A 19350-nucleotide genomic window follows, 5' to 3' on the forward strand; every position below is an offset into this window, starting at 1 on the left:
ATGAAACTACTCATAGTTGAAGACGATCTGTTATTGCAGGAAGGGCTCGCACTCGGGCTCGCCAACGAAGGATATGCCCTGGACTGTGCCGGAACCGCGGCAGAAGCAGATGCCCTGATCCAGAGCGGCGAATACAGCCTGGTAATCCTTGACCTGGGCTTACCGGATAAAGACGGCGCCACGCTGCTCAGCCAGTGGCGTCGCCGCGGTATTGCCAATCCGGTGTTGATCCTGACGGCACGCGACGCCATTGAAGATCGTATTACCGGCCTTGATGCCGGCGCAGATGATTATCTGGTGAAGCCCTTTGCGCTTGCGGAGCTTCAGGCCCGGGTGCGGGCGTTAATACGCCGCTATCTTGGTCACAGCGATAACTTATTGACCGACGGGGATATTACCCTGAATCTGCAAACCCAGCAGGTATTGCGCCAGTCTCAGCCTGTCGAAGTTACGCCAAAAGAGTTCGCCTTGCTGACGCGCCTGATCATGCGAAGCGGACAAACGGTACACAGAGAAACCCTCCAGCAGGACATCTACTCCTGGCAGGACGATCCGGGATCCAATACCCTGGAAGTCCACATTCACAACCTGCGCCGTAAGCTTGGCAAAGATCGGATTAAAACCGTCCGCGGCGTTGGCTACCGCCTGGAGAGCCAGAAATGAACAGCATGCGTCGGCGATTAATGGTTTTGCTGGCGGTCATTCTGTTATTTTTCCAGCTGATAAGCGTGATTTGGTTGTGGCACGAAAGCCGTGAACAGATTGGCTTTCTGGTGAATGAAACGCTGTCGGCAAAATCACGTAACAACCACGTCGAAAAAGAGATCCGCGAAGCGATTGCCTCGCTGCTGGTCCCTTCTCTGGTGATGGTCGGCTTTACGTTGTTTTTCTCATTCTGGGCAGTTACCTGGATAACCCGACCGCTGAATAAGCTGCGCGTCAGCCTGGCAAACCGTTCGGCGGATAACTTAACCCCGCTGCCTATGTACTCCGACATGGAAGAAATAGGCGCCGTTACCACCTCTCTCAACCAGCTGCTCGCCAGGCTGGATAATACCATTCAGCAGGAGCGTCTCTTCACGGCAGATGCGGCCCACGAACTACGAACACCGCTTGCCGGGATCAGGCTCCATCTGGAGCTCATGGCCCAGTCAGGCTCTCCGCAGGCCACGACGCTCATCAGCCGTATCGACCAGCTGATGCACACCGTCGAACAGCTGCTGATGCTGGCCCGTGCCGGACAGGCGATGGCGAGTGGACACTATGACACTATTAACTGGACAGACACTATCATCACCCCGCTCGGCCTCGAGCATGAAGCTAAAGAACATACGGTGATATGGCCGGCCAGGAGCGCGCTGACGGTGCAGGGTGACGCGGTACTTCTGAGGCTGATGCTGCGCAACCTGCTTGAGAACGCCGGACGGTACAGCCCGTCAGGTACAACGATCACCGTGACGCTGGCAGAGGTCGCAGGGGGAACGCAGGTCAGCGTTATCGATCAGGGACCCGGCATTGATGAAGCGCACCGACAGTCAATCACGGAGCCGTTCCGTCGACTCGATCAGCGCTACGGCGGCAGCGGTCTGGGTCTGAGTATCGTACAGCGCATCGTGCAGTTGCACCACGGCAAGCTGACGCTGGAGAATGGTGCTGAAGGCGGCTTAATCGCCAGCTGCTGGTTGCCATCAACGCTGGAATAAAAAAAGCCCCCATAATGGGGGCTCAGGACAGATTTTAGTGCTTGTAGATGAACTCGACGCCTTCTTCGTCGTCCTCATCCCAGTCATCGTCCCAGTCGTCTTCCTCTTCCGCTTCCAGCTCTTCGAGCTGCTGACGGTGGTAGTCATCCCACATGAATTCGACTTTTTCTGGCTGTTTCGCTTCTTCAGCCTGAACGACCGGGTTCTCGATGATGAAGGTCATCACATCCCAGCAGAGATCTTTTACGCCAACCTGGCTTGCCGCGGAGATCAGGTAGTATTTATCTTCCCAGCTCATTGCTTCCGCAATCGCTTTGGCTTTCGCTTCGGCTTCCGCTTTGTCCATCAAGTCGATCTTGTTGAAGACCAGCCAGCGCGGTTTATTCGCCAGCTTCTCGCTGTATTTTTCCAGCTCGCCGATGATGATTCGGGCGTTCTCAACCGGATCGGAACCGTCGATTGGATCGATATCAATGAGGTGCAGCAGGACGCGGCAACGCTCAAGGTGCTTCAGGAAGCGAATACCCAGACCCGCGCCTTCCGCAGCGCCTTCAATCAGTCCCGGAATATCAGCCACGACGAAGCTCTTTTCGTTATCCATCCGGACAACGCCCAGGCTTGGTACCAGCGTGGTAAACGGATAGTCCGCCACTTTTGGTTTCGCCGCAGAGACCGCGCGAATAAAGGTCGATTTACCGGCGTTTGGCATACCCAGCATGCCCACGTCTGCCAGCAGCATCAGCTCCAGCTGCAGATCGCGCTTATCGCCCGGTGTGCCCATCGTTTTCTGACGAGGGGTACGGTTAACGGAAGATTTGAAACGGCTGTTGCCCAGACCGTGCCAGCCGCCTTTTGCGACCATGAGACGCTGACCATGCTTGGTCATATCGCCCATGGTTTCACCGGTGCCCTGGTCAATTACGCGCGTACCGACCGGAACCTTAATGGTCACGTCTTTACCGCGTTTGCCGGTACAGTCACGGCTCTGGCCGTTCTGTCCACGCTCGGCGCGGAAAGATTTTTCGAAGCGATAGTCAATCAGCGTGTTGAGGTTTTCATCCGCCTCCAGCCACACGTCACCACCGTCTCCACCGTCACCGCCGTCAGGACCGCCACGAGGAATATATTTTTCACGGCGGAAGCTTACACAACCGTTACCGCCATCACCTGCAACGACCAGGATCGTCGCTTCATCAACAAACTTCATTTTACTCTCCGTAACTCATTCGCCTGAGCGGGGGACTACTACAACCGCTTCATTTTTGCGCCAACGTCCCCAAAGACGATGACCAATGGCGGAATACATCGCGCCCGCAACCACGACAAACGCACCGAGATAGCCCAACAGGTTGAGCATCGGTCTGACGAAGACATCGGGCCAGGCCATTGATAACAAATCTGAAAATAACAGCGTAAACAGCGGGGTAAGCGTGATCAATGCGCTTACTTGTGCTGCCTGCCAGCGCGCCATTGCTTCGGCCAGCGCGCCATAACCGACCAGCGTGTTAAGCCCACAAAAAATGAGGCACGCCAGCTGCCAGTCGCTCAGTTGGGTAATTACCCCTGGCTTCGCTAACGGCAGTAATGCCACTGTACACAAAGTGTACAGCAAAAAAAGGATCTGCTGTGAGGCCAGACGCCGCAATAACACCTTTTGCGCGACGCCATAACTCACCCAGACCGTTGCTGCTCCCACGCCGAAGATCACACCCCAGGTGTAATCCGTCAGTCGGGTAAAAATCTCGATCAGGCTGGTGTTAAAGAACATCACCAGACCACACAGCAACATGCTCGCCCCGATAATCTGCGTGCCGCGCATCTTCTCCTTAAGGATGAACACGCTGGCGACCATCATACCCACAGGCGAAAGCTGACCAATCACCTGAGACGCCGTAGGGCTTAAATACTGCAGGGATGAGCTGAACAGGATGAAGTTGCCGAACAAACCGCCCGTCGCAATGGCCAGTAACACCAGCCAGCGAGGTTTGCGGAAGAGTCGCAGCGGTGGAAGCTTGCCTTTGATCGCGAGAATGGCCCCGAGACCTATACTTGCCATCAGAAAGCGATAAAAGACCACCGTAGGCGGTTCCATCACTTCCAGTACCTGCTTCATTGCAATTGGCAGCGCGCCCCAGCACATTGCGGTCGTAAGCGCCAAAAGAATACCAATGCCGGCCTGCTGCTTCATGCCCGTTTTCCCTACAGAAAATTTTCCGGGTTTCCAATGTAAAAAGCCCCGCAACACGTTGCGGGGCTTTAATCCGTTACCGGACCGAGAAAACCTTACTCAGCAACGATGCTGATGTATTTACGGTTGTTCGGGCCTTTAACTTCAAATTTCACTTTACCGTCTGCTTTAGCAAACAGAGTGTGGTCACGACCGCAACCTACGTTGTTGCCAGCGTGGAATTTGGTACCACGTTGACGAACGATGATGCTACCCGCCAGAACGGATTCGCCACCGAAACGCTTAACGCCAAGGCGTTTAGCTTCTGAATCGCGACCGTTACGTGTGGAGCCGCCAGCCTTTTTATGTGCCATTTAAATCTCTCCTCAGGTCTTAGGCGCTGATGCCAGTAATTTTCACATCAGTGAACCACTGACGGTGGCCCTGCTGCTTACGGTAGTGTTTACGACGACGAAACTTAACGATTTTAACTTTCTCGCCACGACCGTGAGCAACAACTTCAGCTTTGATAACGCCGCCATCAACGAAAGGAACGCCGATTTTGACTTCTTCACCGTTTGCGATCATCAGAACTTCTGCGAACTCAACAGATTCGCCAGTTGCGATGTCCAGCTTTTCCAGGCGAACGGTCTGACCTTCGCTTACTCGGTGTTGTTTACCACCACTTTGGAAAACCGCGTACATATAAACTCCGCTTCCGCGCACGTCCTCGCTCGTATGAATCAGGGTGCGCTATAAATATTCACAATAGGGCGCGAATATTACGCAAAACGCGAGCCTTTGACAAGTGCTACCGTCAATACATGAAGAAAAAAAACACAACACGTACGGTAACGTTTATCTGAGCCGTTTTTTCAGTACAATCAGCACTACTATTGATAAACCGAAACCCTTCGTTACCCCATTGAAGATGGGATCAACAGGATAAAAAGCCCGGCTTTTGCGATGAATTTAGAAAAAATCAACGAGTTAACCGCGCAAGATATGGCGGGTGTAAATGCAGCAATCCTGGAGCAACTCAACTCTGACGTTCAGCTGATCAATCAGTTGGGCTATTACATTGTCAGCGGTGGCGGTAAACGCATTCGCCCTATGATTGCGATTCTGGCTGCCAGAGCCGTTGGCTATCAGGGAAATGCCCACGTCACGATCGCCGCGCTGATCGAATTTATTCACACCGCGACGCTTCTGCATGACGATGTTGTGGATGAATCCGATATGCGTCGCGGCAAAGCCACGGCAAATGCCGCCTTCGGGAATGCAGCCAGCGTTCTGGTCGGGGATTTTATCTATACCCGCGCCTTCCAGATGATGACCAGCCTGGGCTCTCTGAAAGTGCTGGAAGTGATGTCCGAAGCCGTGAACGTTATCGCTGAAGGCGAAGTGCTGCAGCTGATGAACGTCAATGATCCGGATATCACCGAAGAAAACTACATGCGCGTCATCTACAGCAAAACAGCGCGCCTGTTTGAAGCAGCCGCCCAGTGCTCCGGCATTCTGGCTGGCTGTTCCGCAGCACAGGAAAAAGGGTTGCAGGACTATGGCCGTTATCTGGGTACTGCCTTCCAGCTGATTGATGATTTGCTGGACTACAGTGCGGACGGCGAAACGCTCGGCAAAAATGTGGGCGATGACCTGAACGAAGGCAAACCGACCCTGCCGCTGCTTCACGCCATGCGCAACGGTTCACCCGATCAGGCGAAAATGATCCGTGAAGCGATAGAACAGGGAAATGGTCGCCATCTTCTGGAACCTGTACTGGAAACCATGGCAATCTGCGGTTCACTGGAATGGACCCGTCAGCGTGCCGAAGAAGAGGCTGATAAGGCCATCGCTGCACTTCAGGTTATTCCAGACAGCCCATGGCGCGATGCGCTGATTGGTCTTGCCCACATTGCCGTCCAGCGCGATCGTTAATCCTGTCGCTCCTCCCCGTACCCATCGCGGGGAGGTTCAAATACACACCAATAAACTCCGTATTCCTGTAAATGCATCGGGTTAAATCCCGCATGAATAAAGCCATGGCTTATTCTGAATATCCCTTCAAGTAACGCGAACTTTTTAGAACAAGCAGTCGAAATGGGTATAGTAAGCCAGTCGTTTCAGAAGAAACGGCGTAGGTGAATCCGAACTTAAGGACAGCGTTATGGATACGAAATTTATCGACTGGCATACGGCAGATATCATTGCGGCACTGCGCAAAAGAGGCACTTCGCTTGCAGCAGAGTCCCGCCGCCATGGACTGAGTTCTTCCACCCTTGCAAACGCCCTGACCCGCCCCTGGCCAAAAGGAGAATTAATTATCGCGACGGCGCTGGAAACGCACCCGTGGGTAATCTGGCCTTCACGTTATCACGATCCTGTTACTCATGAATTTATCGACAGAACGCGCATGATGCGCCAGAGAAAAGTAAAAACAGAACCGCAGGGATAACGGTTTTTTGACAGGAATAGCAACCCCCCGGTCATTTCTGGCAGGGGGCTGCCGGAACGATTACTCGCCCTTCACACGCTCGATATTAGCACCCAGCGCGCGCAGTTTGTCTTCGATACGCTCATAGCCACGATCGATGTGATAAATACGATCCACCACCGTAGTGCCTTCCGCAATACAACCCGCCAGCACCAGGCTTGCAGACGCACGCAAATCGGTCGCCATAACCTGCGCACCGGACAGTTTTTCAACGCCGTGACAAATAACCGTGTTGCTTTCGATTTCAGCATGCGCACCCATACGGATCAGTTCAGGTACGTGCATAAAGCGGTTTTCGAAGATGGTTTCCGTGATGAAGCCCGTGCCTTCTGCAACCAGGTTTAACAGGGTGAACTGGGCCTGCATGTCCGTCGGGAAGGCCGGGTGCGGTGCAGTACGCACATTAACGGCTTTTGGACGCTGGCCATGCATATCTAGGCTGATCCAGTCTTCACCGATCTCGATATCCGCACCCGCATCGCGCAGTTTCGCCAGCACCGCATCCAGGGTATCTGGCTGCGCGTTGCGACAAACAATCTTACCGCCAGAGATCGCCGCAGCGACCAGGAAGGTCCCGGTTTCGATACGGTCCGGCAGCACGCGATACACGCCGCCACCCAGACGCTCAACGCCTTCGATGGTGATACGGTCAGTGCCCTGGCCGGAAATCTTCGCACCCAGCGCAACGAGGAAGTTGGCAGTGTCTACGATCTCCGGTTCACGCGCGGCGTTTTCAATGATGGTCGTACCTTCTGCCAGCGTCGCCGCAGACATGATGGTGACGGTAGCGCCCACGCTCACTTTGTCCATGACAATGTGCGCGCCTTTCAGACGACCATTGACGGAAGCCTTAACGTAACCTTCTTCCAGTTTGATCTCTGCGCCCAGCTTCTCCAGGCCAAAGATATGCAGGTCAACCGGACGCGCGCCGATGGCGCAACCGCCCGGCAGCGAAACCTGACCCTGACCGAAACGCGCCACCAGCGGGCCAAGCGCCCAGATGGAAGCACGCATGGTTTTCACCAGTTCGTAAGGCGCTGAGAAGTTATTGACATTGCTGGCGTCGATCCAGACGGAACCGTTACGCTCGACTTTCGTGCCCAACTGGGTGAGCAACTTCATGGTGGTGTCGATATCTTTCAGCTTCGGTACGTTCTGAATTTCTACCGGCTCTTCCGCGAGCAGCGCAGCAAAGAGAATTGGCAGCGCGGCGTTTTTCGCGCCAGAAATTGTGACTTCGCCCTGGAGACGCGTTGGCCCCTGTACACGAAATTTATCCATTGTGTGCTCTCTTATAAATTCAACCGTGCTGCGGGCCTGTCGCCCTCAGCTCAAAAACCGTTTAGTTTGCGATCGCGTGCCCACTCTTGCGGGGTGAACGCTTTAATCGACAGGGCGTGGATGCGGTTATCCGCAATATATTCCATCAGCGGCGCGTACACAGCCTGCTGCTTCTTCACACGGCTCATACCGTCGAACATCTCACCCACAGCAATAACCTGGAAGTGACTGCCATCGCCAGTGACGTGGGCTTCCTGAAGGGAGAGTGCATTCATCAGCACTGTCTGGATTTCATGATTTTCCATGGGCTCTTAATCATCTGATAGAGAAAACAAGCCCAACATCTTAGAGCAAAGTGGCGTCGTCTTAAACAAGCAAAAAGCCCCGACGATGAAACTGTCAGGGCTTTCGGAAGTAACGCACTGAAAATATTAACGAGGCAGTACGTCCTGAGGCAGATTGTAGAGTTGCGCAAGGGTCATGACATTATCGCTCGCGCCATGAAGCATGACGCTTGTTCCCTGCTTTTTCCCCACGGCAACCAGATGGGCGAGCATCGCAACACCTGCCGTATCCACCCGCGTAACGTCGGTTAAGTCGATGAGCGTTACGCCCTGCATCGCCTCATGGCGTTTATCCCACAGCGGGTTCAGCAGATCCTGATCCAGCTCACCGGATAGCCTTAACGTCTCATCTTCACGCGACCAGCGGAGTTGCTGCGACATTACTTCTTCTCGTCCAGAGTGATTTTCTGACGAGAAATGGACTGCAGCTGTGCGGTCAGGCCGTCAATACCTTTGGTACGCAGCAGGTCGCTCCACTCGTTCTGTTTGGTGGTGATCATGCTCACCCCTTCAGCGATCATGTCATACGCCTGCCAGTTGCCTGTCTGGCTGTTTTTACGCCACTGGAAGTCCAGACGAACCGGTGGACGACCATTAGGATCGTTGATGGTTACGCGGATAGGAATAATGGTGGCGTCGCCCAGCGGCTGCTCTGGGGCAATCTGATAAGTCTGACCGTGGTACATCGCCAGAGCCTGGCCGTAAGCCTGTTTCAGGTATTCACGGAACGCGGCAAAGTAAGCTTCGCGCTGCGCAGGCGTCGCGTCTTTGTAATAACGCCCCAGCACCAGCGCACCCGCGTATTTGATCTGCACATACGGCAGCAGCTCCTGGTCTACGACGTCACGCAGATAATCAGGATTCGCGCGAATTTTTGGCTGTTCGTTTTTAAGACGATCGAAGGTCTTCTTCGCCGCTTCGTCCATCAGTTTGTACGGGTTGCTCTGATCCGCAGCGTGTGCCGCAGTGAGAGGGGCAATGACCAGCATGGCAACCATTAGCAGTCGTTTAAACATGAATGACTTCTCCTGAAATTAATTCGCAGCACCAGGGGTCGGCGCAGCATTGGTATGGTCTTCACTTTGCGCAGGGGCATCGTCAGACTTTTTATCATCCCCTTTACTGTTGTAAAGGAACTGACCAATCATGTCCTCCAGCACCATCGCGGACTTCGTATCCTGAATTACGCTACCGTCTTTAAGGATAGTCGTTCCAAGCTCGGGGTCTTCAAAACCGACGTTAAGGGCCAGATACTGTTCGCCCAGCAGGCCGGAAGTACGGATAGAAAGGGAGCTGGTGTCCGGAATATGGTTGTAGCGCTCTTCGATATCCATCGCGACGCGCGGCAGATAGGTTTTCTCATCAAGCGTAATGTCTGACACGCGCCCAATCACCACGCCGCCGATACGGACCGGTGAGCGCGCCTTCAGCCCACCGATGTTATCGAAGGTGGCATAGACGCGATACGTCGGCTCGGTGCGCACAGACGTGATATCCGCCGCTCTCAGGCAGATGAACAGTGCGGCCAGCAACGCCAGCAGCAGGAACACGCCAACCCAAATTTCATTTTTTCTCGTTTGCATGAACTCAATTCCCAAACATCAGTGCGGTGAGCACAAAATCCAGACCCAGTACGGCCAGCGACGAATGTACGACTGTACGTGTAGTTGCACGGCTAATGCCCGCCGACGTCGGAATGGCATCGTAACCGTTGAACAATGCGATCCAGGTGACCGTAATGGCAAATACCACGCTTTTAATCAGACAGTTAACCAGATCCATTCGCAGGTCAATGGCGTCCTGCATGGCGGACCAGAAGAAACCGGCATCAATACCTTTCCAGTGGACGCCAACCAGCGAACCGCCCCAGATCCCCACGGCAACAAACAAAATAGTCAGTAACGGTAATGAGATCACACCCGCCCAGAAACGCGGCGAGATCACACGACGCAGCGGATCGACAGCCATCATCTCCATGCTGGAGAGCTGCTCGGTGGCACGCATCAGGCCAATCTCAGCCGTTAATGCTGACCCTGCACGCCCGGCAAACAGCAGCGCCGCCACAACCGGCCCCAGCTCGCGCAGCAGCGAAAGCGCCACCAGCATCCCGAGGCTGGTTTCCGCACTGTAGGTTGTCAGAACTAGGTAGCCCTGCAGCCCAAGCACCATACCGATAAACAGACCGGAGACAATGATGATGAGCATCGACAGCACACCGACATTATAAAGCTGCCGCACCAGCAGAGGTGCGTGCTTGCGGAATTCCGGCTTGCCGACCAGCGCGTTGAATAACATCAATCCGGCACGCCCGAACGTCCTGATGGTTTTTATGCCACGGTGTCCGAGAGCGGCCAACGCATTTAACAGCATGAGTGGCTTAACTCCCTATTCCCAGTAAATCGTCACGATAGTCGCCCGCCGGGTAGCGGAACGGCACGGGTCCGTCAGCAATACCGTCAAGGAACTGCCGCACGCGCGGATCGCAATTTTCCTGCAGCGCCTGGGCGCTACCGTGTGCGACGATCTTTTTGTCCGCCACGATATAGGCGTAATCGGCAATGCTCAACACTTCCGGTACATCGTGAGACACCACAATGCAGGTGACGCCGAGCGCGCTGTTCAGCTCAGAGATGAGCTTCACCAGTACGCCCATCGTGATAGGATCCTGTCCGACAAACGGTTCGTCGAACATGATTAAATCGGGTTCTAATGCAATGGCTCGCGCCAGCGCAGCGCGGCGCGCCATCCCGCCGGACAGCTCCGAAGGCATCAGCTTCGCGGCCCCCCGCAGGCCAACAGCTTCCAGCTTCATCATCACCGTGCTTTTCAGCAGCTCAGGCGGCAGGCTGGTATGCTCGCGCAGCGGATAGGCCACGTTATCAAAGACATTCATGTCGGTGAATAACGCGCCCGACTGAAAGAGCATACTCATGCGTTTGCGGACAGTATACAGGCGCGAGCGCGACATCTCCGGGACGTTTTCGCCATCGAAGAGGATCTCACCGCTATCCGGTGGGATCTGCCCACCAATAAGGCGCAACAGGGTCGTTTTACCGATCCCGGACGGCCCCATGATGGCAGTGATCTTGCCACGCGGTACGGTCAACGAAATATCATCAAATATCAATCTGTTGGCACGAGAAAAACTCACACCACGGACATCGACTAAATTCGCCATCGTTTGGCTCATTTAAGGTTCCTTTCTTACCCTGCTCACGTTAAGGCGTGCCGCCTGAATCAGCCCTAAACACAGCATTTTTACAGAATATTAGCCGTCGAGGTTAGCGAAAGCTGGCATTTGTTTTACTTTTCCGGCGCATAAAGTCAAAATTAGGAATTCGTTACGCCTCAGACCGTATGCAGTCCAGCCATTCCCGCGCGATGGACCGACAAGTATACCTGAAGAAAGGACTTTTGATGCTTTTAGCAACAGCACTGTTAATAATTGGTTTACTTCTGGTGGTCTACAGTGCTGACCGTTTAGTGTTTGCTGCATCTATCCTGTGTCGCCTGACGGGCGTCCCCCCTGTTGTCATTGGGATGACCGTTGTTAGCGTTGGCACCTCACTTCCTGAAATCATCGTCTCTGTCTCGGCGTCGCTGCATGGTCAGTTAGACCTGGCGATAGGCACTGCGATTGGCTCTAACATCGTCAATATCTTACTGATTTTAGGTCTGGCGGCACTGCTCCATCCATTTCGCGTGCATTCTGATGTTCTGCGCCGTGAATTGCCGCTAATGTTAATCGTAAGCCTGCTGGCAGGCTGCGTATTTTATGATGGCGTACTGAGCTACAGCGACGGCATTTTCCTGCTGGCGCTGGCCGTCATCTGGCTGCTGTATAGTGTTAAAATCGCCCGCCTGGCCGAAAAGCAGGGTCAGGATAGCCTGACGCGTGAGCAGGTCGCCGAACTTCCGCGCGAAGGCACGCTGCCTGTCGCTCTGCTTTGGCTTGGCGTTGCGCTGATCATTATGCCGATGGCCACGCGCATGGTTGTGGATAACGCGACGGTGCTGGCAAACTATTTCGCCATCAGTGAACTGACCATTGGCCTGACAGTGATTGCTATCGGCACCAGCCTGCCGGAGCTGGCCACCGCAATTGCCGGGGCACGTAAAGGGGAAGATGACATCGCCATTGGCAATATCATCGGGTCCAACATATTTAATATCGCCATTGTAATGGGCCTCCCAGCTCTGATAACGCCAGGACCTTTCAATCCCCTGGCGTTCTCGCGCGATTACGGGGTGATGTTGCTGGTCAGCGTGATATTTGCCCTGCTCTGCTGGCGGCGGCAACGCCAGATCGGCAAAGGCGCAGGCGCGCTGCTGACGGGTGGATTTATCGTATGGATGGCGATGCTGTACTGGCTCTCGCCTCTTCTCTCTGGGTAAACGGAAACGCATTATGTCGCAAATAGAATTGCAGCCGGGTTTTGACTTTCAGAAAGCAGGCAAAGAGGTTCTGGAGATTGAACGTGAAGGTCTGGCGCAGTTAGATCAGTATATTAATCAGGATTTTAGTCTGGCATGTGAGAAGATATTCTACTGTGCCGGTAAAGTCGTGGTGATGGGAATGGGCAAGTCCGGCCACATTGGGCGCAAAATGGCGGCAACGTTTGCCAGCACCGGAACCTCTTCCTTCTTTGTTCATCCGGGGGAAGCCGCGCACGGCGATCTGGGTATGGTCACGCCGCAGGATGTTGTCATCGCCCTGTCAAATTCTGGTGAGTCCAATGAGATCCTGGCGCTGATCCCGGTACTGAAGCGGCTGCAGGTACCGCTGATTTGCATGACCAGCCGTCCGGAAAGCAGCATGGCGCGTGCGGCCGATATTCACCTGTGCGTTAAAGTACCGAAAGAAGCCTGTCCGCTGGGTCTGGCCCCTACCTCCAGCACCACCGCCGCGCTGGTCATGGGTGATGCGCTTGCCGTCGCGTTGCTCGAAGCCCGCGGTTTTACGCCGGAAGATTTTGCGCTCTCCCACCCGGGCGGCGCGCTGGGGCGCAAGCTGCTGCTGCGGGTAAACGATATTATGCACACCGGGGATGAGATCCCTCACGTCAGTAAAGAAGCCTCTCTGCGTGATGCGCTGCTGGAAATCACCCGCAAGAATCTGGGTATGACAGTCGTGTGCGACGATCTGATGAAAATTCAGGGGATCTTCACCGATGGCGACCTGCGTCGCGTGTTCGACATGGGTGTAGATGTCCGCACGCTCGGCATTGCCGATGTGATGACGCCGGGCGGTATCCGCGTGCGTCCGGGCACGTTAGCCGTGGATGTGCTGAACCTGATGCAGTCCCGTCATATCACCTCCGTTATGGTTGCCGATGGCGACCAGTTGCTGGGTGTGGTACATATGCATGATCTGCTGCGCGCAGGCGTAGTGTAATGAAGGATAAGACAATGAGTAATGCGGGTGCATCCCTTGCAACCTGTTATGGTCCGGTCAGTACCCAGATGATGGCTAAGGCGGAAACAATTCGTCTGTTGATTCTGGATGTGGATGGGGTACTTTCCGATGGCCTGATTTACATGGGCAATAATGGCGAAGAGCTGAAAGCGTTTAACGTTCGCGACGGCTACGGTATCCGCTGTGCGCTCACCTCGGGTATTGAGGTTGCTATCATCACCGGACGGAAAGCTAAACTGGTAGAAGACCGCTGTGAAACCTTAGGCATTACCCACCTGTATCAGGGTCAATCCGATAAGATGGCGGCGTTCAACGATTTACTGGGTAAACTGGCTATCGCCCCGGAAAACGTGGCCTACGTTGGGGACGATCTGATCGACTGGCCGGTGATGGCAGAAGTGGGTCTCAGCATCGCGGTTGCCGATGCGCACCCGCTGCTGATCCCACGCGCAGACTACGTTACCCACATCAACGGTGGCCGGGGTGCTGTACGTGAAGTCTGCGATCTGCTTCTGCTGGCGCAGGGCAAGCTTGATGAGGCCAAAGGGCAATCAATATGAGTAAAACCAGACGTTGGGTTATCATTTTGCTTTCGCTTGTCGCACTGGTATTGATTGGCATGAATCTTGCCGATCGCGACGATACGCAAACGGAAGTGGTCAATAATAACGATCCAACCTATAAAAGCGATCACAGCGACACCGTGGTCTACAGCCCGGAAGGTGCGCTTAACTATCGCCTGATCGCTCAGCACGTGGAATATTTTTCTGATGATGGCGTGTCGTGGTTTACCCAACCTGTGATGACCACGTTCGATAAAGACAAAGTCCCGACGTGGTCGATTAAGTCAGATCGGGCAAAACTCACAAATGACCGTATGCTTTATCTGTATGGCCACGTTGAAGTCAACGCCCTGACCGCTGACTCGCAACTGCGGAAAATTACGACGGATAATGCCCAGATTAACCTGGTAACCCAGGACGTGACCTCGCAGGATCTGGTCACACTGTATGGCACAACATTTAATTCCAGCGGTTTAAGAATGCGCGGGAACTTACGCAGCAAGAACGCCGAGCTGATTGAAAAGGTTAGAACCTCCTATGAAATTCAAAACAAACAAACTCAGCCTTAAAGTAATTATCGCCAGCGCGATGCTGGCGGCCAGTCTCCCCGCGCTTGCTGTAACGGGCGATACCGACCAGCCGATCCATATCGAGTCCGACACCCAGTCTCTCGACATGCAGGGTAACGTCGTCACCTTCACGGGTAACGTTGTCGTGACGCAGGGCACCATCAAAATCAACGCCGATAAAGTGGTCGTGACCCGTCCGGGCGGCGAGCAGGGCAAAGAGATCATTGATGGTTATGGCAATCCGGCAACCTTCTACCAGATGCAGGACAATGGCAAGCCAGTGAAAGGCCGCGCCTCGCATATGCACTATGAGCTGGCGAAGGACCTGGTCATCCTGACCGGGAAAGCGTATCTGGAACAGCTGGACAGCAATATCACCGGTGACCAGATTACCTATCTGGTGAAAGAGCAGAAAATGCAGGCCTCCAGCGAGAAAGGCAAACGCGTAACCACCGTACTGGTTCCGTCGCAGCTGCAGGACAAAGGCAAGGGCCAGGCCCCGGCACAGAAGAAGAGTAACTAATCCGTTATGGCAACATTAACTGCAAAAAATCTCGCGAAGGCCTATAAGGGCCGCCGTGTCGTAGAAGATGTCAGTCTGACCGTCAACTCCGGCGAAATTGTTGGCCTGCTTGGCCCGAACGGTGCGGGTAAAACCACCACCTTCTACATGGTCGTAGGCATTGTGCCGCGCGATGCCGGCAACATTGTCATCGACGATGAAGACATTAGCCTGCTGCCGCTGCACGCGCGCGCGCGTCGTGGCATCGGCTATCTGCCGCAGGAAGCCTCTATTTTCCGTCGTCTGAGCGTTTTTGATAACCTGATGGCGGTCCTGCAAATTCGCGACGACCTGACCAGCGAACAGCGTCAGGATCGCGCCAACGAGCTGCTGGAAGAGTTCCACATTGAGCATCTGCGCGACAGCCTCGGTCAGGCATTGTCCGGGGGTGAACGCCGTCGTGTTGAGATTGCGCGCGCGCTGGCCGCAAACCCGAAATTTATCCTTCTGGATGAACCGTTTGCGGGCGTGGACCCGATCTCCGTTATCGATATTAAACGTATTATTGAGCATCTGCGTGACAGCGGGCTTGGCGTGTTGATCACCGACCACAACGTGCGTGAAACGCTGGCCGTATGTGAACGCGCGTATATTGTGAGCCAGGGCAATCTGATCGCCCACGGTACGCCGCAGCAGATCCTCGAAGACGATCATGTTAAGCGCGTCTATCTTGGGGAAGACTTCAGACTCTGATAGGGTAGAGGTAACGTAACGCCGAACCGGAGAAAAATGCTCTGAACATGAAGCAAGGTTTGCAATTAAGGCTCAGCCAACAACTGGCGATGACGCCGCAGCTACAGCAGGCCATTCGTCTGCTGCAACTGTCCACCTTAGAACTCCAGCAGGAGCTCCAGCAGGCGCTGGACAGCAATCCCCTGCTGGAGCAAGCCGATCTTCATGATGAGGTAGATACTCAGCAGTCACAGGATACAGAAGCGCTCGACACCGCAGATGCTCTCGAACAAAAAGAGATGCCGGACGAGCTACCGCTGGATGCCAGCTGGGATGAAATCTATACCGCTGGCACCCCTTCCGGTACGCATGCAGACTACCAGGACGATGAGCTACCGGTCTATCAGGGCGAAACCACCCAGTCGCTGCAGGATTACCTGATGTGGCAGGTAGAGCTTACCCCCTTCTCCGATACCGACCGCGCGATCGCCACGTCGATTGTCGACGCCGTTGACGACACCGGCTACTTGACCGTCACGCTGGACGACATTCTGGAAAGCATGGGCGACGAAGAGATTGAGCTTGAAGAGATTGAAGCCGTTCTTAAGCGTATCCAGCGTTTTGATCCAGTCGGCGTGGCCGCGAAAGATCTGCGCGACTGCCTGCTGATCCAGCTTTCTCAGTTCAGCAAAGAGACGCCATGGCTTGAGGAGGCGCGCTTAATCATCAGCGATCATCTGGATCTTCTCGCCAACCACGATTTCCGCTCTTTGATGCGCGTTACGCGCCTGAAAGAAGAGGTGCTGAAAGAGGCGGTGAATCTGATCCAGTCACTCGATCCGCGCCCCGGTCAGTCGATCCAGACCAGCGAACCCGAGTACGTGATCCCGGACGTGCTGGTCAGAAAACACAATGACCGCTGGATCGTTGAACTGAACTCTGACAGCATCCCTCGCCTGCAAATCAACCAGCAGTATGCCTCCATGTGCACCAGCGTGCGCAACGATTCCGACAATCAATATATTCGTAGCAATCTTCAGGAAGCGCGATGGTTGATCAAGAGTCTGGAGAGCCGAAATGATACCCTGCTCCGCGTGAGCCGCTGCATCGTCGAACAGCAGCAGGCGTTCTTTGAGCAGGGTGAAGAGTATATGAAACCGATGGTGCTGGCGGATATCGCCCAGGCCGTCGAAATGCATGAATCCACGATTTCCCGCGTCACGACGCAGAAGTATCTGCACAGTCCGCGCGGTATTTTTGAGCTTAAGTATTTCTTCTCCAGCCACGTGAATACCGAGGGTGGCGGCGAAGCCTCCTCAACGGCGATTCGTGCCCTGGTGAAGAAGTTAATCGCCGCGGAGAACCCCGCGAAGCCACTAAGTGACAGTAAGTTAACCACCATACTGTCCGATCAGGGTATTATGGTGGCACGTCGTACTGTTGCGAAGTATCGAGAGTCTTTATCCATTCCGCCGTCTAACCAGCGTAAACAACTGGTCTGACACAACCGATAAGGAAGACACTATGCAGCTCAATATCACAGGACACAACGTCGAGATTACTGAGGCCTTACGTGACTTCGTGAACGCTAAGTTCGCGAAACTCGAGCAGTATTTCGAAAGGATCAACCAGGTCTACGTTGTGTTGAAAGTGGAGAAAGTGACTCATATCTCGGATGCAACCCTGCATGTAAACGGGGGTGAACTCCATGCCAGTGCGGAAGGGCAAGACATGTACGCGGCTATCGACGGCTTGATTGATAAGCTTGCGCGACAGCTCAATAAACATAAAGATAAACTGAAACAACACTAATTGTCCGGGCAGTTAACGGGTGCAGGACGGCCTGTTGTGAAACACAACAGGCCATTTGTACAGTTAGCGCTTAGGTGAAATTATGATGAACAACGATTCCGCTCTTCAACTGAGCAATGTCCTTAACCAGGAATGTACCCGCAGTGCCGTTCACTGCCAGAGCAAAAAACGTGCGCTGGAGATCATCAGTGAACTGGCCGCAAAACAGCTGGGCCTGCCGCCGCAGGTGGTGTTCGAAGCAATTCTGACCCGTGAAAAGATGGGCAGTACCGGTATCGGCAACGGCATCGCGATCCCGCACGGCAAGCTGGAAGAGGACACCCTGCGTGCCGTCGGTGTGTTTGTGCAGCTGGAAACGCCAATTGCCTTTGATGCCATCGATAACCAGCCCGTCGATCTCCTCTTCGCGCTGCTGGTACCTGCCGACCAGACCAAGACCCATCTGCATACGCTTTCGCTGGTTGCTAAACGTCTGGCGGATAAAACCATCTGCCGTCGACTGCGCTCAGCCCAAAGTGATGAAGAGCTTTATCAAATTATCACTGAAGCAGAAGGCAATCAGGATGACGCATAACCAGGTGATGGCCTTCACATCTGTTGTCCTGAGGAGAAACGGAACATGGTGCTGATGATTGTCAGCGGACGTTCAGGGTCGGGGAAATCCGTTGCCCTGCGCGCGCTGGAAGACATGGGTTTTTACTGCGTCGATAACCTGCCGGTCGTGTTATTACCCGATCTGGCACGCACGTTAGCGGAGAGACAAACCTCTGCCGCCGTCAGTATTGACGTTCGTAACATGCCTGAATCGCCAGAGATCTTCGAACAGGCTATGAGCAACCTGCCTGACACGTTCTCGCCTCAGCTGCTGTTCCTTGATGCCGATCGCAATACGCTGATCCGCCGCTACAGCGACACCCGTCGTTTGCACCCGCTTTCCAGCAAGAATCTCTCGCTGGAGAGCGCCATCGATGAAGAGAGCGATCTGCTGGAGCCGCTGCGCTCCCGTGCTGACCTGATTGTCGACACCTCTGAGATGTCCGTTCACGAGCTGGCGGAAATGCTGCGCACCCGGCTGCTGGGCAAACGCGAGCGCGAACTGACCATGGTGTTCGAATCCTTCGGCTTTAAGCACGGTATTCCGATTGATGCGGACTATGTTTTCGACGTGCGCTTCCTGCCGAACCCGCACTGGGATCCAAAACTGCGCCCAATGACCGGTCTGGATAAGCCCGTCGCGGCGTTCCTCGACAGGCACACAGAAGTTCACAATTTTATCTACCAGACGCGAAGCTACCTTGAGCTATGGTTACCTATGCTGGAGACAAACAATCGAAGCTACCTGACGGTGGCGATTGGCTGTACCGGCGGTAAACATCGTTCGGTCTACATCGCCGAACAGCTGGCCGATTATTTCCGCTCGCGCGGGAAGAACGTTCAGTCCCGTCATCGCACGCTGGAAAAACGTAAAACATGACCGTAAAACAAACCGTTGAGATCACCAATAAACTGGGCATGCATGCGCGCCCGGCGATGAAGCTGTTTGAGCTGATGCAGGGTTTCGATGCAGAAGTGCTGCTGCGTAATGACGAAGGCACCGAAGCGGAAGCCAACAGCGTGATTGCGCTGCTGATGCTGGACTCCGCTAAAGGGCGTCAGATTGAGGTAGAAGCCACCGGTCCTCAGGAAGAGGAAGCCCTGGCGGCGGTGATTGCCCTGTTTAACGCCGGATTCGACGAAGATTAGGCCTGCTGTTCTGGCGGGTGGCGC

General features: G+C 54.4%; 26 protein-coding genes. 15 read left to right on the forward strand and 11 right to left on the reverse strand.

The features are described 5' to 3' along the window. Complete coding sequence (pmrA, locus tag MX657_RS19700) at window positions 1–663, forward strand: two-component system response regulator PmrA (RefSeq protein ID WP_080328315.1); 663 nt, start codon at window positions 1–3, stop codon at window positions 661–663. Further along, window positions 660–1703 carry a two-component system sensor histidine kinase PmrB gene (gene pmrB / locus MX657_RS19705; RefSeq protein WP_080328316.1) on the forward strand — a complete coding sequence of 348 codons (1044 nt, stop codon included), beginning with the start codon at window positions 660–662 and terminating at the stop codon, window positions 1701–1703. Before pmrA ends, pmrB begins: the two co-directional genes overlap by 4 nt. Window positions 1704–1737: 34 nt before the next feature. Here pmrB and cgtA read toward each other — a convergent pair whose 3' ends face one another. The 4 genes from cgtA to rplU form a co-directional block, all read right to left on the reverse strand. After that, window positions 1738–2910 carry an Obg family GTPase CgtA gene (gene cgtA / locus MX657_RS19710; RefSeq protein ID WP_346806515.1) on the reverse strand — a complete coding sequence of 391 codons (1173 nt, stop codon included), beginning with the start codon at window positions 2908–2910 and terminating at the stop codon, window positions 1738–1740. Window positions 2911–2925: 15 nt separating this feature from the next. After that, window positions 2926–3891, reverse strand: a complete 966-nt coding sequence (locus tag MX657_RS19715; protein ID WP_119916482.1) for a DMT family transporter — start codon at window positions 3889–3891, stop codon at window positions 2926–2928. 95 nt (window positions 3892–3986) lie between these two features. Then, the gene (gene rpmA / locus MX657_RS19720) at window positions 3987–4244 is read right to left on the reverse strand and encodes a 50S ribosomal protein L27 (RefSeq protein WP_004385076.1); all 258 of its coding nucleotides are present in this window, start codon (window positions 4242–4244) and stop codon (window positions 3987–3989) included. 19 nt (window positions 4245–4263) lie between these two features. Next, window positions 4264–4575, reverse strand: coding sequence for a 50S ribosomal protein L21 (gene rplU / locus MX657_RS19725; RefSeq protein WP_003025032.1), 312 nt, complete (start codon window positions 4573–4575; stop codon window positions 4264–4266). Between the two features lie 261 nt (window positions 4576–4836). On the opposite strand from rplU, the gene ispB reads away from it, so the two are divergent. Together ispB and sfsB are read left to right on the forward strand one after the other, a co-directional pair. Continuing rightward, on the forward strand, window positions 4837–5808 hold the full coding sequence (gene ispB, locus MX657_RS19730) for an octaprenyl diphosphate synthase (RefSeq protein WP_080328318.1): 972 nt from the start codon (window positions 4837–4839) through the stop codon (window positions 5806–5808). 229 nt (window positions 5809–6037) lie between these two features. Then, window positions 6038–6325 carry a DNA-binding transcriptional regulator SfsB gene (sfsB, locus tag MX657_RS19735; RefSeq protein WP_080328319.1) on the forward strand — a complete coding sequence of 96 codons (288 nt, stop codon included), beginning with the start codon at window positions 6038–6040 and terminating at the stop codon, window positions 6323–6325. Between the two features lie 60 nt (window positions 6326–6385). On the opposite strand, the gene murA is transcribed toward sfsB, so the two are convergent. The 7 genes from murA to mlaF all read right to left on the reverse strand — a co-directional run bounded on the left by murA (window position 6386) and on the right by mlaF (window position 11179). Next, window positions 6386–7645 (reverse strand): UDP-N-acetylglucosamine 1-carboxyvinyltransferase, encoded by a 1260-nt coding sequence (gene murA / locus MX657_RS19740; protein ID WP_080328320.1) that lies wholly within the window; start codon window positions 7643–7645, stop codon window positions 6386–6388. Window positions 7646–7695: 50 nt separating this feature from the next. Further along, window positions 7696–7950 carry a BolA family iron metabolism protein IbaG gene (gene ibaG, locus MX657_RS19745; protein WP_008501458.1) on the reverse strand — a complete coding sequence of 85 codons (255 nt, stop codon included), beginning with the start codon at window positions 7948–7950 and terminating at the stop codon, window positions 7696–7698. 126 nt (window positions 7951–8076) lie between these two features. After that, window positions 8077–8370: a lipid asymmetry maintenance protein MlaB gene (gene mlaB / locus MX657_RS19750; RefSeq protein WP_119916483.1), complete on the reverse strand. Its 294-nt coding sequence runs from the start codon at window positions 8368–8370 to the stop codon at window positions 8077–8079. Next, the gene (mlaC, locus tag MX657_RS19755; protein ID WP_080328322.1) at window positions 8370–9005 is read right to left on the reverse strand and encodes a phospholipid-binding protein MlaC; all 636 of its coding nucleotides are present in this window, start codon (window positions 9003–9005) and stop codon (window positions 8370–8372) included. Before mlaC ends, mlaB begins: the two co-directional genes overlap by 1 nt. An 18-nt stretch (window positions 9006–9023) precedes the next feature. Beyond that, window positions 9024–9572 (reverse strand): outer membrane lipid asymmetry maintenance protein MlaD, encoded by a 549-nt coding sequence (gene mlaD / locus MX657_RS19760; RefSeq protein ID WP_080328323.1) that lies wholly within the window; start codon window positions 9570–9572, stop codon window positions 9024–9026. Window positions 9573–9576: 4 nt separating this feature from the next. Continuing rightward, on the reverse strand, window positions 9577–10359 hold the full coding sequence (gene mlaE, locus MX657_RS19765; protein WP_010436044.1) for a lipid asymmetry maintenance ABC transporter permease subunit MlaE: 783 nt from the start codon (window positions 10357–10359) through the stop codon (window positions 9577–9579). Between the two features lie 7 nt (window positions 10360–10366). Continuing rightward, complete coding sequence (gene mlaF, locus MX657_RS19770; protein ID WP_080328324.1) at window positions 10367–11179, reverse strand: phospholipid ABC transporter ATP-binding protein MlaF; 813 nt, start codon at window positions 11177–11179, stop codon at window positions 10367–10369. 227 nt (window positions 11180–11406) lie between these two features. Here mlaF and MX657_RS19775 point away from each other — a divergent pair, with 227 nt between their 5' ends. The 11 genes from MX657_RS19775 to npr all read left to right on the forward strand — a co-directional run bounded on the left by MX657_RS19775 (window position 11407) and on the right by npr (window position 19326). Beyond that, window positions 11407–12384, forward strand: a complete 978-nt coding sequence (locus MX657_RS19775) for a calcium/sodium antiporter (RefSeq protein ID WP_080328325.1) — start codon at window positions 11407–11409, stop codon at window positions 12382–12384. A gap of 13 nt (window positions 12385–12397) precedes the next feature. Further along, complete coding sequence (gene kdsD, locus MX657_RS19780) at window positions 12398–13384, forward strand: arabinose-5-phosphate isomerase KdsD (protein ID WP_028014567.1); 987 nt, start codon at window positions 12398–12400, stop codon at window positions 13382–13384. 14 nt (window positions 13385–13398) lie between these two features. After that, the gene (gene kdsC, locus MX657_RS19785) at window positions 13399–13965 is read left to right on the forward strand and encodes a 3-deoxy-manno-octulosonate-8-phosphatase KdsC (protein WP_080328326.1); all 567 of its coding nucleotides are present in this window, start codon (window positions 13399–13401) and stop codon (window positions 13963–13965) included. After that, on the forward strand, window positions 13962–14537 hold the full coding sequence (gene lptC, locus MX657_RS19790; protein WP_080328327.1) for an LPS export ABC transporter periplasmic protein LptC: 576 nt from the start codon (window positions 13962–13964) through the stop codon (window positions 14535–14537). The genes kdsC and lptC overlap by 4 nt, the downstream gene beginning before the upstream one ends. Next, window positions 14506–15060, forward strand: coding sequence for a lipopolysaccharide ABC transporter substrate-binding protein LptA (gene lptA / locus MX657_RS19795; protein ID WP_119916485.1), 555 nt, complete (start codon window positions 14506–14508; stop codon window positions 15058–15060). The genes lptC and lptA overlap by 32 nt, the downstream gene beginning before the upstream one ends. 6 nt (window positions 15061–15066) lie before the next feature. Continuing rightward, window positions 15067–15792: an LPS export ABC transporter ATP-binding protein gene (gene lptB / locus MX657_RS19800; protein ID WP_080328329.1), complete on the forward strand. Its 726-nt coding sequence runs from the start codon at window positions 15067–15069 to the stop codon at window positions 15790–15792. A gap of 47 nt (window positions 15793–15839) precedes the next feature. Continuing rightward, entirely contained in the window at window positions 15840–17273 is a 1434-nt protein-coding gene (gene rpoN, locus MX657_RS19805) for an RNA polymerase factor sigma-54 (RefSeq protein WP_346806522.1), read from the forward strand. 22 nt (window positions 17274–17295) lie between these two features. After that, complete coding sequence (gene hpf, locus MX657_RS19810) at window positions 17296–17583, forward strand: ribosome hibernation promoting factor (RefSeq protein WP_014171818.1); 288 nt, start codon at window positions 17296–17298, stop codon at window positions 17581–17583. Window positions 17584–17665: 82 nt separating this feature from the next. Further along, window positions 17666–18157 carry a PTS IIA-like nitrogen regulatory protein PtsN gene (ptsN, locus tag MX657_RS19815; protein ID WP_008501443.1) on the forward strand — a complete coding sequence of 164 codons (492 nt, stop codon included), beginning with the start codon at window positions 17666–17668 and terminating at the stop codon, window positions 18155–18157. Between the two features lie 45 nt (window positions 18158–18202). Beyond that, entirely contained in the window at window positions 18203–19057 is an 855-nt protein-coding gene (gene rapZ, locus MX657_RS19820) for an RNase adapter RapZ (RefSeq protein ID WP_008501442.1), read from the forward strand. Then, entirely contained in the window at window positions 19054–19326 is a 273-nt protein-coding gene (gene npr / locus MX657_RS19825; RefSeq protein ID WP_003861872.1) for a PTS phosphocarrier protein NPr, read from the forward strand. Before rapZ ends, npr begins: the two co-directional genes overlap by 4 nt. The last annotated feature ends 24 nt before the right edge of the window (window positions 19327–19350 follow it).

Source organism: Enterobacter chuandaensis (assembly GCF_039718975.1).
Classification (GTDB): Bacteria; Pseudomonadota; Gammaproteobacteria; order Enterobacterales; family Enterobacteriaceae; genus Enterobacter; species Enterobacter chuandaensis.